Source organism: Pseudomonas sp. A6 (assembly GCF_052367875.1).
GTDB classification, from domain to species: domain Bacteria; phylum Pseudomonadota; class Gammaproteobacteria; order Pseudomonadales; family Pseudomonadaceae; genus Pseudomonas; species Pseudomonas citronellolis.
In genome coordinates this window covers 4,201,744-4,215,568 of the sequence record NZ_CP198970.1, presented here as the reverse complement: position 1 = coordinate 4,215,568, position 13,825 = coordinate 4,201,744, and the positions used below count along the sequence as shown (strand labels likewise).

The following is a 13,825-nucleotide window of genomic DNA, read 5'->3' as shown; positions in this document are numbered from 1 at the left end:
GCTTACTCCGCGGTGGCGCCGGCGCGTTGCAGGCGCGCGGCGGCCAGGGTGTTCTTCATCAGGTAGGCGATGGTCATCGGCCCGACGCCGCCGGGCACCGGGGTGATGGCCGCGGCCTGGGACAGGGCGCTGGCGAAGTCGACGTCGCCGACCAGCTTGCTGCGGCCGTCCTCGTCGATGCGGTTGATGCCCACGTCTATCACCACCGCGCCGGGCTTCAGCCAGCTGGCGTCGACCAGGCGCGGCTTGCCGACGGCGGCGACCACGATGTCGGCCTGGCGGCACAGCTCGCGCAGGTTGGCGCTGCGCGAGTGCACCACGGTCACCGTGCAGTGGGCCTTGAGCAGCAGCGCGGCCATCGGCTTGCCGACGATATTGGAGCGGCCGATGACCACCGCGTGCTTGCCGGCTAGGTCGCCGCAGGTGTCGTGCAGCAGGCGCATGCAGCCGGCCGGGGTGCAGGGCGTGAGCACGTCGCGGCCCTGGCTGAGGCCGCCGACGTTCTCGCTGTGGAAGCCGTCGACGTCCTTCAGCGGGTCGATGGCCTGGAGCACGCGGTTCTCGTCTATGTGCTTGGGCAGCGGCAGTTGCACGAGGATGCCGTTCACCGCCGGGTCTTCGTTCAATTCGCCGATGAGCTGGAGCAGGGCGGCCTCGCCGGTGTCCGCCGGCAGCTTGTGCTCCAGCGAGCGGATGCCGACTTCCTCGGCGCGCAGCACCTTGTTGCGCACGTAGACCTGGCTGGCCGGGTCGCTGCCCACCAGCACCACGGCGAGGCCCGGCTGGATGCCGTGCTCGCGCAGGGCCAGGACTTCCTCGCGGACCTCGGCGAGCACCCGCGCCGAGGTGGCCTTGCCGTCGATGAGTTTGACGCTGGGAATGGCATTCATTTGAAGATCACCGTGCGGTCGTGGTTGAGGAAGACGCGATGTTCCAGGTGGTACTTCACCGCGCGGGACAGCGCGATGGTCTCGGTGTCGCGGCCGATGGCCACCAGGTCGTCGGGGGCGTAGGCGTGGTCCACGCGCTGCACTTCCTGCTCGATGATCGGGCCCTCGTCGAGGTCGCTGGTGACGTAGTGCGCGGTGGCGCCGATCAGCTTCACGCCACGTTCGTAGGCCTGGTGGTAGGGCTTGGCACCCTTGAAGCCGGGCAGGAACGAGTGGTGGATATTGATGGCCTTGCCGGAGAGCTGTTTGCAGAGGTCGTCGGAGAGGATCTGCATGTAGCGGGCGAGGACCACCAGTTCGGTGCCGGTCTCGGCGACTATCTTCAGCAGCTCGGCTTCCTGCTGGGCCTTGGTGTCTTTCGTGACCGGCAGGTAGATGAAGCGGATGCCTTCTCGCTCGGCCATGGGGCGCAGGTCGAGGTGGTTGGAGACGATGGCGGTGATCTGCATCTCCAGCTCGCCCTTGGCATGGCGGTAGAGCAGGTCGGCCAGGCAATGGTCGAACTTGCTGACCATCAGCAGCACGCGCATCGGCTTGGCGCTGCTGTGCAGGCTCCAGTCCATGTCGAAGCGGCTGGCCACGTCGGCGAAACCGGACTCGATGTTGCCGATGTCGCCCTCCAGGCCCTCGTTGAAGCGGAACACGGCGCGCATGAAGAAGCGGCCGCTGCCTTCGTCGTCGAACTGCGCCATCTCGCTGATGTAGCAACCCTGCTCGGCCAGGTAGGTGGTCACCGCCGCGACTATCCCGGACACCGCCGGGCAACTGATGCGGATGATGAAGTGGCTGGGGGCGTGGTGCATGTCGGGTCCTCGTGATGTGTGGAGGCAGCTCGGCGCGCAAGGGCGGAAGTTTCACCGGCGGGGACGGCTTTTGCCGGTGAAGGGATTTTTACTGTTGGGAATATAAATTTCCTTTCGCGCTTTTATAGGCGAAGCGAATCCGTGGGTCCATACCCTGGGGAAAATTTTTATCCTGGCAGGAAAGTTTTCGGCCGAGCGGTCGGGAAGGGCTTTTTGTAGGAGCGAGCTTGCTCGCGAACAAGCGCGGTGCTATGCGGTTCGCGAGCAAGCTCGCTCCTACAGGGGGACGGTGCAGGCATTGACATCGGCGGATAACCGCGAACGGTTATGCGCCCTACGTGGGAATCACGCTTCACCTTGGACTGTAGGAGAGGGCCTTGCCCGCGAATTCGCGCGCAGGGCGCGCTCCTACATGGGAATGGCGAGGGTGGGGCAGCGTAGGAGCGGATCTCATCCGCGAATCGCGCCGGATCGTCCGGCTATCGCGGACAAGGTCCGCTCCTACGTTGCAGGTGGGCACGGCTTTTCGTAGGAGCGAGCTTGCTCGCGAACAAACGCGGTGCCATGCGGTTCGCGAGCAAGCTCGCTCCTACAGGGGGACGGTGCAGGCATTGACATCGGCGGATAACCGCGAACGGTTATGCGCCCTACGTGGGAGTTACGCCTCACCTCGGACTGTAGGAGCGGGCCCTGCCCGCGAATCGCGCGCAGGGCGCGCTCCTACATGGGAATGGAGCGGTGGGGCAGCGTAGGAGCGGATCTCATCCGCGAATCGCGCCGGAATCTCCGGCTATCGCGGACAAGGTCCGCTCCTACGTTGCAGGTGGGCACGGCTTTTCGTAGGAGCGAGCTTGCTCGCGAACAAGCGCGGTGCCATGCGGTTCGCGAGCAAGCTCGCTCCTACAAGGGGATGGTGCAGGCATTGACATCGGCGGATAACCGCGAACGGTTATGCGCCCTACGCGGGAATCACGCCTCACCTTGGACCGTAGGAGCGGGCCCTGCCCGCGATTTCGCGCGCAGGGCGCGCTCCTACATGGGAATGGAGCGGTGGGGCAGCGTAGGAGCGGATCTCATCCGCGAACCGCGCCGGTGATTCCGGCTATCGCGGACAAGGTCCGCTCCTACGTTGCAGGTGGGCACGGCTTTTCGTAGGAGCGAGCTTGCTCGCGAACAAACGCGATGCCATGCGGTTCGCGAGCAAGCTCGCTCCTACAGGGGGACGGTGCAGGCGTTGACATCGGCGGATAACCGCGAACGGTTATGCGCCCTACGCGGGAATCACGCTTCACCTCGGACTGTAGGAGCGGGCCCTGCCCGCGATTTCGCGCGCAGGGCGCGCTCCTACATGGGAATGGAGCGGTAGGGCAGCGTAGGAGCGGATCTCATCCGCGAACCGCGCCGGTGATTCCGGCTATCGCGGACAAGGTCCGCTCCTACGTTGCAGGTGGGCATGGCTTTTCGTAGGAGCGAGCTTGCTCGCGAACAAACGCGGTGCCATGCGGTTCGCGAGCAAGCTCGCTCCTACAGGGGAATACTGTGCCTGGTCTCCCGGCCGCTCAATCGTTGCCGTAGTTCATGATCGACAACAGCCGTATCGGCACCTGCACCAGCTTCTCCGGGCCGTGGGGCGTTTCGCCGTCGAAGGTCAGGCTGTCGCCGGCCTGCATGGGGTAGAGCTGGTTGCCGTGGCGGTACACCAGCTCGCCCTCCAGCAGGTGGAGGAACTCGGTGCCGGGGTGGGAGAAGGTCGGGAACTCCTCGCTGGCGTCGTCCATGCTGACCATGTAGGCCTCGAAGTTCTTCTTCGGCCCGCGGGTGTGGTTGAGCAACTGGTAGGTGTGACCCTTCTCGGTGCCGCGGCGCACCACTTCCAGGCCGTCGCCGGCCTTCACCAGCAGGGCGTTGCCGTCGGGCTGGTCGTATTGGCTGAAGAGTTTCGACATCGGCATGCCGAGCACGTCGCACAGGCGGCTCAGGGTGTCGAGGCTGGTGGAGACCTGGGCGTTCTCGATCTTGCTCAGCATGCCCTGGCTGATCCCCGCGATGCGCGCCACGTCCGCCAGCTTGAGCTCCTGCGCCTGGCGCTGGCGCTTGATCTGCATGCCCAGGTACTGCTCCAGGCGGAGGCGCGGTTGGGTCTCGGTCGACATTCAGGGTTCCTGCACGGTTTAGGTTCAAGAATATTTATTTCGCACTGAGAAAGTGCGGAGGGGCGGCTGCGGCTTGGCAACTTTCCCACAGTGAAAGCAAGTTTCCCATATATACAGAAGAAAAGCCGCCGTGGCTGCCTCCCATCACGGCGCTCCGGACTTGGCACTGGCATTGCATTCCTAATGGGAAAGTAAGTTTCCTGAGCGGAATTCGAGGGGCGAAAGCCCCGGCGCAAACCGCCCCAGGCACCGACAACGCCTTGCCCATTCAACCGGAGAGCTCCCCCATGTTGCCAAGCGAAACCCAGCGCACCATCGACCAGCACGGCATCAAGTACGTGCTGGCCCAGTTCGTCGACATCCACGGCGCGGCGAAGACCAAGTCGGTGCCGGTGTCCGGCCTCAAGGCGGTGGCCGAGGAGGGCGCCGGGTTCGCCGGGTTCGCCATCTGCGGCATGGGCATGGAGCCCCACGGCCCGGACTTCATGGCCCGCGGCGACCTCTCCACGCTGATCCCGGTGCCCTGGCAGCCGGGCTACGGCCGCGTCGTGTGCATCGGCCACGTCGACGGCAAGCCGCACCCCTACGACAGCCGCTTCGTGCTGCAGCAGCAGGTGCAGCGCCTGGCCGACAAGGGCTGGGTGCTGAACACCGGGCTGGAGCCGGAATTCAGCCTGTTCCGCCGCGACGCCCAGGGCAAGTTGCAACTGGTGGACGCCTCGGACAACCTCGACAAGCCCTGCTACGACTACAAGGGCCTGTCGCGCTCCCGCGAGTTCCTCGAACGCCTGACCGAGGCCCTGCAGCCGGTGGGCTTCGACATCTACCAGATCGACCACGAGGACGCCAACGGCCAGTTCGAGATCAACTACACCTACAGCGACGCCATGGAATCGGCCGACCGCTTCACCTTCTTCCGCATGGCCGCCGGCGAGATCGCCAACGACCTGGGCATGATCTGCTCGTTCATGCCCAAGCCCGATCCCAAGCGCGCCGGCAACGGCATGCACTTCCATCTGTCGATCGCCAGCGCCAGCAACAAGAACCTCTTCCACGACCCGTCCGACCCCAGCGGCGTGGGCCTGTCGAAGCTGGCCTACCACTTCGCCGCCGGCCTGCTGGCCCATGGACCTGCGCTGTGCGCCTTCGCCGCGCCCACGGTCAACTCCTACAAGCGCCTGGTGGTGGGCCGCTCGCTGTCCGGCGCCACCTGGGCCCCGGCGTTCATCGCCTATGGCGCCAACAACCGTTCGGCGATGGTGCGCATCCCCTACGGGCGCCTGGAGTTCCGCCTGCCCGACGCCGGCTGCAACCCCTACCTGGTCACCGCCGCCATCATCGCCGCCGGCCTGGACGGCATCGACCGCCAGTTGGAGCCGGGCGAGATGTGCAACGAGAACCTCTACAACCTCAGCCTGGAGGAGATCGCCGCGCGCGGCATCAAGACCCTGCCGCAGTCGCTGAAGGAAGCCACCGACGCCCTGGAGGCCGACCCGCTGTTCCGCGAGGTGCTGGGCGCCGAGATCGTCGACGAGTTCATCAAGCTCAAGCGCATGGAGTGGGTGGAATACAGCCGCCACGTCTCCGACTGGGAGATCCAGCGCTACACCGAATTCTTCTGACCGCCGCGCCCGCCGGGCGCACCCCATTTACCCCTCTGGGCGACCGTGACGACCAAGCGGCGGTCGCCTGCTGCCTCGAAGGAGACGAACCATGTGCGGAATCGTAGGCCTCTACCTGAAGAAGCCCGAACTGGAGAGCCAGCTCGGCAAGCTCTTCGAACCCATGCTGCAAGCCATGACCGACCGCGGCCCGGACAGCGCCGGCTTCGCCATCTACGGTGACGAAGTGGCCGACGGCTGGGTCAAGCTGACCTTGCAGGCCAGCGACGCCGGCTACCCCTGGGCCGAGCTGATGGGCGCGCTGGAAGCCCGCCTGGGCTGCTCGCTGGACTGGTTCCAGAACGCCAGCGCCGCGGTGCTGAAAATCCACTGCGACGAAGCCGCGGTGCGCCAGGCCCTGGCCGAGCTGGCCCCGGCGGTGCGCATCATGAGCGCCGGGCAGAGCATCGAAATCCTCAAGGGCATGGGCCTGCCGCAGGAAATCTCGCAGCGCTTCGGCCTGGCCGGGATGAAGGGCAGCCACATCATCGGCCACACCCGCATGGCCACCGAGAGCGCGGTGACCATGGAGGGCAGCCACCCGTTCTCCACCGGCGCCGACCTGTGCCTGGTGCACAACGGCTCGCTGTCCAACCACTTCCGCCTGCGCCAGGAACTCAAGCGCCAGGGCATCGCCTTCGAGACCGACAACGACAGCGAAGTAGCCGCCGGCTACCTGACCTGGCGCCTGCGCCAGGGCGACAGCCTGGCCCAGGCCCTGGACGGCGCGCTGAACGACCTGGACGGCTTCTTCACCTTCGCCATCGGCACCCGCAACGGCTTCGCCGTGATCCGCGACCCCATCGCCTGCAAGCCGGCGGTGCTGGCCGAGACCGACGACTACGTGGCCATGGCCTCGGAGTACCAGGCCCTGGCCAGCCTGCCGGGCATCGACAAGGCGCGCGTCTGGGAGCCGGAGCCGGCCACCCTCTACGTCTGGGAGCGCGAAAGCGCCTGACCCGCACCGAGCAGAACATTGGAGACCCTTGCATGAAGACCATCGACCTTTCCAGCGCCTCGGTGCGCGAACTCAACCAGGCCCTGCACGGCGAGGTGCAGGATCGCGAATGGCTGGTGACCCACCCCGACGGCAAGCACAACCTGGCCGTGGGCATCGACCAGGCGGTGTCCGTGGATATCCAGGGCCACGCCGGCTACTACTGCGCGGGCATGAACCAGAAGGCCAGCGTCACCGTGCACGGCAACGTCGGCGTGGGCGTGGCGGAGAACATGATGTCCGGCAGCGTGCGGGTGAAGGGCAGCGCCTCCCAGGCCGCCGGCGCCACCGCCCACGGCGGGCTGCTGGTGATCGAGGGCGACGCCGGGGCGCGCTGCGGCATCTCCATGAAGGGCGTGGACATCGTGGTCGGCGGCAGCATCGGCCACATGAGCTGCTTCATGGGCCAGGCCGGGCGCCTGGTGGTCTGCGGCGACGCCGGCGACGCCCTGGGCGACTCGCTCTACGAGGTGCGCATCTACGTCAAGGGCGAGGTCAAGTCCCTGGGCTCGGACTGCATCGAGAAGGAAATGCGCGCCGAGCACCTGGCGGAGCTGAAGGAGCTGCTCAACCGCGCCGGCTTCGACGAGGACCCGGCCGCCTTCAGGCGCTACGGCTCGGCCCGCCAGTTGTACAACTTCAAAGTCGACAACGCTTCGGCCTACTGATCGCGCCGCGAGGAGACCCCCATGAGCGAGAAACACACCCCGGTGCTGCGCGAGTCCGCCACCTTCGACCGCCTGACCATCCAGGAAATCCAGCGCGCCGCCGAGACCGGCATCTACGACATCCGCGGCGGCGGCACCAAGCGCAAGCTGCCGCACTTCGACGACCTGCTGCTGCTCGGCGCCAGTGTCTCGCGCTACCCGCTGGAAGGCTACCGCGAGAAGTGCGGCACCGACGTAGTGCTGGGCACCCGCTTCGCCAAGAAGCCGATCCACCTGAAGATTCCGGTGACCATCGCCGGCATGAGCTTCGGCGCGCTCTCGGCCAACGCCAAGGAGGCCCTGGGCCGCGGCGCCAGCATCGCCGGCACCAGCACCACCACCGGCGACGGCGGCATGACCCCGGAGGAGCGCGGCCAGTCCCGGCACCTGGTGTACCAGTACCTGCCTTCGCGCTACGGCATGAACCCCGACGACCTGCGCAAGGCCGACGCCATCGAGATCGTCCTGGGGCAGGGCGCCAAGCCCGGCGGCGGCGGCATGCTGCTGGGCATGAAGGTCACCGAGCGGGTGGCCGGCATGCGCACCCTGCCGATCGGCGTCGACCAGCGCAGCGCCTGCCGCCACCCGGACTGGACCGGCCCGGACGACCTGGCGATCAAGATCGCCGAGCTGCGCGAGATCACCGACTGGGAGAAGCCCATCTACGTGAAGATCGGCGCCAGCCGCCCGTACTACGACGTCAAGCTGGCGGTGAAGGCCGGCGCCGACGTCATCGTCCTCGACGGCATGCAGGGCGGCACCGCGGCCACCCAGGAAGTGTTCATCGAGCACGTCGGCATCCCCATCCTGCCGGCCATCCCGCAGGCGGTGCAGGCGTTGCAGGAGATGGGCATGCACCGCCAGGTGCAACTGATCGTCTCCGGCGGCATCCGCAACGGCGCCGACGTGGCCAAGGCCATGGCCCTGGGCGCCGACGCGGTGGCCATCGGCACCGCCGCGCTGGTGGCCCTGGGCGACAACCACCCGCGCCTGGACGAGGAACTGAAGAAGATCGGCTCGGCCGCCGGCTACTACGACGACTGGCAGAACGGCCGCGACCCGGCCGGCATCACTACCCAGGACCCGGAGCTGGCCAAGCGCCTGGACCCGGTGGAAGCCGGCCGCCGCCTGGCCAACTACCTGCGGGTGCTGGTGCTGGAGGCGCAGACCATGGCCCGCGCCTGCGGCAAGTCGCACCTGCACAACCTCGACCCGGAAGACCTGGTGGCCCTGACCGTGGAAGCCGCGGCCATGGCCCGCGTGCCCCTGGCCGGCACCAGCTGGGTGCCGGGGCAGGTGCAGTACTGAGTCACGGCGGGTAGTCCCCGAAGGCCGGCGAGCGATCGCCGGCCTTTTTGTTTTTCCGGCAGGGCATCGCGGACGGAGTCCGCTCCGGTTACAGGGAAGCACGGGCGTAGGAGCGGACTCCGTCCGCGATTGGATTTACCGGCCATGCCGGACACCCCGGCGGCACGGCTTCTCGTAGGAGCGAGCTTGCTCGCGAACAGACTCCGCAGCGGGGTTCATTCGCGAGCAAGCTCGCTCCTACGAAGAGCCGCGCGGAGGCGCTTTCGTAGGATGGGTTGAGCTTGCGAAACCCATCCTACGAGAAGCTCTTCGCGGGCCTGCCATATTGCTTGGCAGGAAATTCAAATTCGCACCAAGAAAATGCGCAGCCCACCGGCCGCAACCCTGGCCCGCTCACCATCCCTCCGGAACAAAGCCTTTCCATTCAATCACCTAGGAGAAATTACCGGCCTCCGACGAGCCTTGGCAGGCCAATTGCTATGCCTCTAGGGAAATAAAGTTGCCCTACAGGAAGGCACTGGCTACGGCCCGGCCACCTGCCCAGGGCGCTCGAAACGCCGGCCCGTGCCCCGACCGCGGGCCGGCCCCGTCCCCGTCGGTTGGAGGCAACAGGCAATGATCCGGTTTTCACACGTGAGCCGCAGTATGTTGGGCCTTTCCCTGCTGTTCGGCAGCGTCGCCGCCCTGGCGGACGAGGCGCCGCCGGCGATCAACAGCGGCGACACCGCCTTCGTCGCGCTCTGCTCGCTGGTGGTGCTGCTGATGACCCTGCCGGGCCTGGCGCTGTTCTATGGCGGCATGGCGCGGACCAAGAACGTGCTGTCGATCCTCATGCAGGTGTTCTGCACCGCCTCGCTGATGTCGGTGCTGTTCGCCGTGTACGGCTACAGCCTGACCTTCACCGACGGCGGCGCGCTGCAGTCGGTGGTCGGCGGCCTGGACAAGCTGTTCATGGTCGGCATCACCAAGGACTCGGTGGTCGGCACCATCCCCGAGTACCTGTACTTCCTGTTCATGCTGCTGTTCGCCGCCATCACCCCGGCGATCATCGTCGGCGCCTTCGCCGAGCGCATGAAGTTCGCCGCGGTCATGGTGTTCATGGCGGTGTGGCTGACCATCAACTACATCCCCATGGCGCACATGGCCTGGGGCGGCGGCTGGGTGTTCGACCTGGGCGTGCAGGACTTCGCCGGCGGCAACGTGGTGCACCTCAACGTCGGCATCGCCGCGCTGGTGGGCGCCTGGCTGCTGGGCCGGCGCCGCGGCTTCGGCACCGCCACCCTGGCGCCGCACAACATGACCATGACCCTCACCGGCGGTTCGCTGCTGTGGGTGGGCTGGCTGGGCTTCTGCGGCGGCTGCGCGCTGGCCGCCAGCGGTTTCGCCATGCTGGTGATGGTCAACACCATGCTCGCCAGCTGCGCCGGCGCCCTGGCCTGGATGCTCGTCGAATGGCAGCACAAGGGTAGGCCGAGCCTGTTCGGCGCGGTGTCCGGCGCCATCGCCGGGCTGGTGGCGATCACCCCGGCGTGCGGCTACGTCGGCCCCATGGGCGCCATCCTGCTCGGCCTGATCGCCGGCCCGGTGTGCGTCTGGTCGGTGGACAAGCTCAAGCCGATGATCGGCCTGGACGACGCCTTCGACGTGTTCGGCGTGCACGGCGTGGCCGGCATCCTCGGCGGCCTGCTGACCCCGGTGTTCGCCCTCACTGCCATCGGCGGCCAGGGCTTCCCCGAAGGCCGCGGGCTGTTCGACCAGTTGCTGGTCAATGGCGGCGCCATTCTCTTCAGCATCTGCTTCTCCGGCGTCACCAGCCTGGTCGCCTTCAAGGTGGCCGCGGCGCTGTGCGGCGGGCTGCGCGTGGACGAGGAAGCCGAGGTGGACGGGCTGGACCTCTCCGCCCACGGCGAAGTCGGCTACAAGTACTCCAACTGAGGATGGCCGTCATGAAACTCATCACCGCGATCATCAAACCCTTCCGCCTGGACGACGTGCGCCTGGCGCTGACCGAGGCCGGCGTGCACGGCGTGACCGCCACCGAGGTCAAGGGCTACGGCCGGCAGAAGGGCCATTCGGAGGTGTACCGGGGCGCCGAGTACGTCGTGGAACTGCTGCCCAAGGTGAAGCTGGAGGTGGTGGTCGGCGACGCCCTGTGCCAGGCCGCCGTCGACGCCATCCTCAAGGCGGCGCGCACCGGCAAGATCGGCGACGGCAAGGTGTTCGTCCAGGACCTGGAGAGCATCGTGCGCATCCGCACCGGCGAGCTGGGCGAAGACGCCGTCTGAGCCCCTTGCAAGCACCCAGCGCCGACGCTTTTGCGTCGGCGTTGTTTTTGGCAAAGGAGAAACGACCGATGGCCTGGTTGAACGGCTGGGGCTACCTGGTCCTGGCGGGGCTCTGCGAAGTGCTGTACGCCTCGATCATCCCCCGCACCGAGGGCTTCACCCGGCTGGGGCCGAGCCTCTACTGCGGGGTGTTCCTGGCGCTGAGCATCTACCTGCTGAGCCTGGCGGTGCGGGAGCTGCCGCTGGGGTTGGCGTATGCGGTGTGGGTGGGAATTGGCACGTTGGGTACGGTGGCCTATGGCAGCCTGTTTCTCGGGGAGCCGCTGGGGGCGTTGAAGGCGTTGTGCCTGGTGATGATCGTGGGGGGGATCGTCGGGTTGAAGCTGGTGGGGGGAGGGGTGGTGGTGTAGGGGGCATCGTGGGTGTTATCCCGTTCGTGCCATTGCCATGTAGGAGCGCGCCCTGCGCGCGAAATCGCGGGCAGGGCCCGCTCCTACAAGAGCAAGGTGTGGGGGCGATCCGTAGGAGCGGATCTTATCCGCGAATCGCGCTGGAACCCCCGGTTATCGCGGACAAGGTCCGCTCCTTGTATGTCGACGACCCGCCATAACGGCGGGTAGTCTCCGGCTGATCACCGGAAGGAAGACCAGGAAGACGTGTCCGCTCCTAGGCTACGAGCCTGCACTGTAGATAGTCTCCTGCCTTCCCAATCCACTCGTGAGTCCGAACGGTATCTGGAGCCCCACCCCGGTGGTAGCTCGTATAGGCAAGGTTGGATGGAGTGGAGTGCTGATGATGTAAAGCTGTAAGAGGTAGCAGGAGTTATGGCCATCGTAGTTGGCGTGGATATCGCCAAGAAAACTTTCGACATTGCGGTTCTGCAGAGCAATGGCAAATACCGCACCAAAGGCAATCTGAGCAACGATCAGTCGGGCTTCAGCGTCTTTGACCAGTGGCTGCAAAAACATGCCGAGCCAGGGGCGTGGGTGGTGATGGAAGCCACCAACATCTATCACGAAGCTCTGGGCGATTATCTGTTGGCCCGGGGATATCGTGTCTGCGTGATGAATCCGGCACGTATCGCCAGCTATGCGCAAAGCCAGTTGCAACGGGTCAAGACCGACAAGGTCGACGCCAAGTTGATCGCCCTCTACGGCGCTCGGCATGCCGAGGATCTCCAGCTCTGGCAGCCGGACCCGGTGAGCGTGCGGCAACTCCGTGCGCTGGTACGGCGCTACGAAGAGCTCAAGGAGCTGTTCCAGATGGAAATCAACCGCCTGGAAACCGCCAAGAGCGACGTGGTGAAAGAGTCGATCCTGTCGGTCTCGGCCCATCTGGAACAGCAGATTGAACAGACGCTGGAAGCGATTCGCCAACATATCGACAACGATCCTGACTTGCGGGGCAAGCGCGATCTGCTGACGAGTATCGAGGGTATCAGCGACAAAACTGCAGCCCTGTTGCTGGCCGAACTTGGATCAATCAGCCGCTTCGAGAGTGCCCGGGCGGTCGTGGCTTTTGCAGGGCTCAATCCGAGGCTCAGGGAATCCGGTCAACACAAGGGCCAGGTGAGGATTTCAAAGATCGGCTCACGCCTCTTGCGGGCAGGCCTGTTCATGCCAGCCATCTGTGCCATGAGCCATAACCAGGCGATACGGGCACTGCGTTTACGGCTCGAGGAGAAAGGCAAAGCGGGTAAACAGATCATCTGTGCCGCCATGCGCAAGCTGCTGCAGATCGCCTATGGCGTCCTCAAGTCGGGCCAGCCATACAATGTGGAACTGGCCCTTGCTCGAGGCTAGGTGACACGGTATCTACAGGGGGGATGGAGGTGCTGGGGTTGAGAGCGCCCTCTCCCTAACCCTCTCCCTGAAGGGAGAGGGGACTGCCCTCTGCCGTCTGGAACATCAGAGCACTCCTGTCATTTTCGGCTGAAGCCATACTTGCAGCGCACGCCGAACGGCCCCCTCTCCCTTCAGGGAGAGGGCTGGGGAGAGGGGACGGCGTTCATCTCAAGCACAGCTGCTACCGGCGAGTACCGTTCGCGAGCAAGCTCGCTCCTACGAAAAGCGCGTCCTGCTGGTTCAGTGCTGCTGCAGCATCGCCTGGATCTGCTGCACCGACTCCTGGGTGCGCCGTGCCAGGTTGCGTACCTCGTCGGCCACCACGGCGAAGCCGCGGCCCTGTTCGCCGGCGCGGGCGGCTTCTATGGCGGCGTTCAGGGCTAGCAGGTTGGTCTGCTCGGCTATGCCGCGAATCACGCCGGCGACCTGGGCGATCTGCCCGTAGGTGGTCTGGATGTTCGCCTGCTCGCGCTCGTGCAGGGCGGCGGCGGCTTTTTCGTCGCTGATCTCGCGCACCGCGCCGGTCACGTACAGCAGGCGGCCGCGGTTGTCGCGCAGGCAGCGGCCGCGTTCGCGGAACCAGACTTCGCCGCGGCTCTTGTGGCGCATGCGGTATTCCACCGCGTAGGAGCCGTCGCCGTTGCTGTCGGCCATGGCGGCGTTGAAGGTCTGCATGACCGTCTTCAGGTCGTCCGGGTTGACCACGCCGAAGTAGCTGTCCCAGCCGTCGGGGAATTCCTCGCGCCGGTAGCCGACCAGCTCGCGGAACTGCTCGGACCAGCGGATCAGGTTGTGCGGGTGGTCCGGGTCGCCGTTGACCACGTTCATCGCCCAGCAGCCCTCGGTGAGGGTGCGCTGGGTCAGTTCCCAGACCTGGCGCTCCTCCTGCCATTGCCGGCGTTCGGTCTCCAGCTCGCCGAGCTGGCGCTGCTGTTGTTCCAGCTCGTCGCGCAGTTGCTGGTTCTGCTGCTCGGCCTGGGCCAGGCGCCGTGTCAGTTCGGCGTATTCCCCGGCGCTGCAGGGCGCTGGCGGCTGCCGTTCGGCGTGCTGGCGGAAGCTCAGCAGCTCCTGCCAGCCACGCTGCAGGCGTTCCAGGCTGGCGCGCAGGCGCGGCTCG

The 13,825-nt window shown here is 66.2% G+C and carries 11 protein-coding genes and 1 pseudogene; 8 read left to right on the top strand and 4 right to left on the bottom strand.

Going from position 1 to position 13,825, the window contains the following annotated elements; translation table 11 throughout:
• Positions 1 to 2: 2 nt before the first annotated feature.
• From folD to ACTWJ5_RS18485, 3 genes are all read right to left on the bottom strand, one after another.
• A complete protein-coding gene (folD, locus tag ACTWJ5_RS18495) occupies positions 3 to 890 on the bottom strand; it encodes a bifunctional methylenetetrahydrofolate dehydrogenase/methenyltetrahydrofolate cyclohydrolase FolD (RefSeq protein WP_261748556.1) in 888 nt (295 codons plus the stop codon).
• Positions 887 to 1,753 carry a formyltetrahydrofolate deformylase gene (purU, locus tag ACTWJ5_RS18490; RefSeq protein ID WP_043271772.1) on the bottom strand — a complete coding sequence of 289 codons (867 nt, stop codon included), beginning with the start codon at positions 1,751 to 1,753 and terminating at the stop codon, positions 887 to 889. Before purU ends, folD begins: the two co-directional genes overlap by 4 nt.
• A gap of 1,559 nt (positions 1,754 to 3,312) precedes the next feature.
• A complete protein-coding gene (locus tag ACTWJ5_RS18485) occupies positions 3,313 to 3,906 on the bottom strand; it encodes a helix-turn-helix domain-containing protein (RefSeq protein WP_009622552.1) in 594 nt (197 codons plus the stop codon).
• Between the two features lie 287 nt (positions 3,907 to 4,193).
• Between ACTWJ5_RS18485 and glnT the strand changes: the two genes are divergently transcribed.
• The 8 genes from glnT to ACTWJ5_RS18445 all read left to right on the top strand — a co-directional run bounded on the left by glnT (position 4,194) and on the right by ACTWJ5_RS18445 (position 12,666).
• Positions 4,194 to 5,528: a type III glutamate--ammonia ligase gene (glnT, locus tag ACTWJ5_RS18480; protein WP_009622550.1), complete on the top strand. Its 1,335-nt coding sequence runs from the start codon at positions 4,194 to 4,196 to the stop codon at positions 5,526 to 5,528.
• A 91-nt stretch (positions 5,529 to 5,619) separates the two neighbouring features.
• Positions 5,620 to 6,525: a class II glutamine amidotransferase gene (locus tag ACTWJ5_RS18475; protein ID WP_009622549.1), complete on the top strand. Its 906-nt coding sequence runs from the start codon at positions 5,620 to 5,622 to the stop codon at positions 6,523 to 6,525.
• Between the two features lie 32 nt (positions 6,526 to 6,557).
• Positions 6,558 to 7,232 carry a protein glxC gene (locus tag ACTWJ5_RS18470; RefSeq protein WP_074978498.1) on the top strand — a complete coding sequence of 225 codons (675 nt, stop codon included), beginning with the start codon at positions 6,558 to 6,560 and terminating at the stop codon, positions 7,230 to 7,232.
• 21 nt (positions 7,233 to 7,253) lie between these two features.
• A complete protein-coding gene (locus ACTWJ5_RS18465; RefSeq protein WP_074978500.1) occupies positions 7,254 to 8,579 on the top strand; it encodes an FMN-binding glutamate synthase family protein in 1,326 nt (441 codons plus the stop codon).
• A gap of 615 nt (positions 8,580 to 9,194) precedes the next feature.
• The gene (locus ACTWJ5_RS18460; protein WP_043313395.1) at positions 9,195 to 10,514 is read left to right on the top strand and encodes an ammonium transporter; all 1,320 of its coding nucleotides are present in this window, start codon (positions 9,195 to 9,197) and stop codon (positions 10,512 to 10,514) included.
• Positions 10,515 to 10,525: 11 nt separating this feature from the next.
• Positions 10,526 to 10,864 carry a P-II family nitrogen regulator gene (locus ACTWJ5_RS18455; protein ID WP_009622545.1) on the top strand — a complete coding sequence of 113 codons (339 nt, stop codon included), beginning with the start codon at positions 10,526 to 10,528 and terminating at the stop codon, positions 10,862 to 10,864.
• A gap of 68 nt (positions 10,865 to 10,932) precedes the next feature.
• Positions 10,933 to 11,274, top strand: coding sequence for a DMT family transporter (locus ACTWJ5_RS18450; protein WP_074978502.1), 342 nt, complete (start codon positions 10,933 to 10,935; stop codon positions 11,272 to 11,274).
• Between the two features lie 414 nt (positions 11,275 to 11,688).
• Complete coding sequence (locus ACTWJ5_RS18445) at positions 11,689 to 12,666, top strand: IS110 family transposase (protein ID WP_444436200.1); 978 nt, start codon at positions 11,689 to 11,691, stop codon at positions 12,664 to 12,666.
• A gap of 288 nt (positions 12,667 to 12,954) precedes the next feature.
• Here the strand turns inward: ACTWJ5_RS18445 and ACTWJ5_RS18440 are convergent.
• Positions 12,955 to 13,536: pseudogene (locus ACTWJ5_RS18440) on the bottom strand (methyl-accepting chemotaxis protein); the annotation flags it as partial.
• Positions 13,537 to 13,825: the final 289 nt, after the last annotated feature.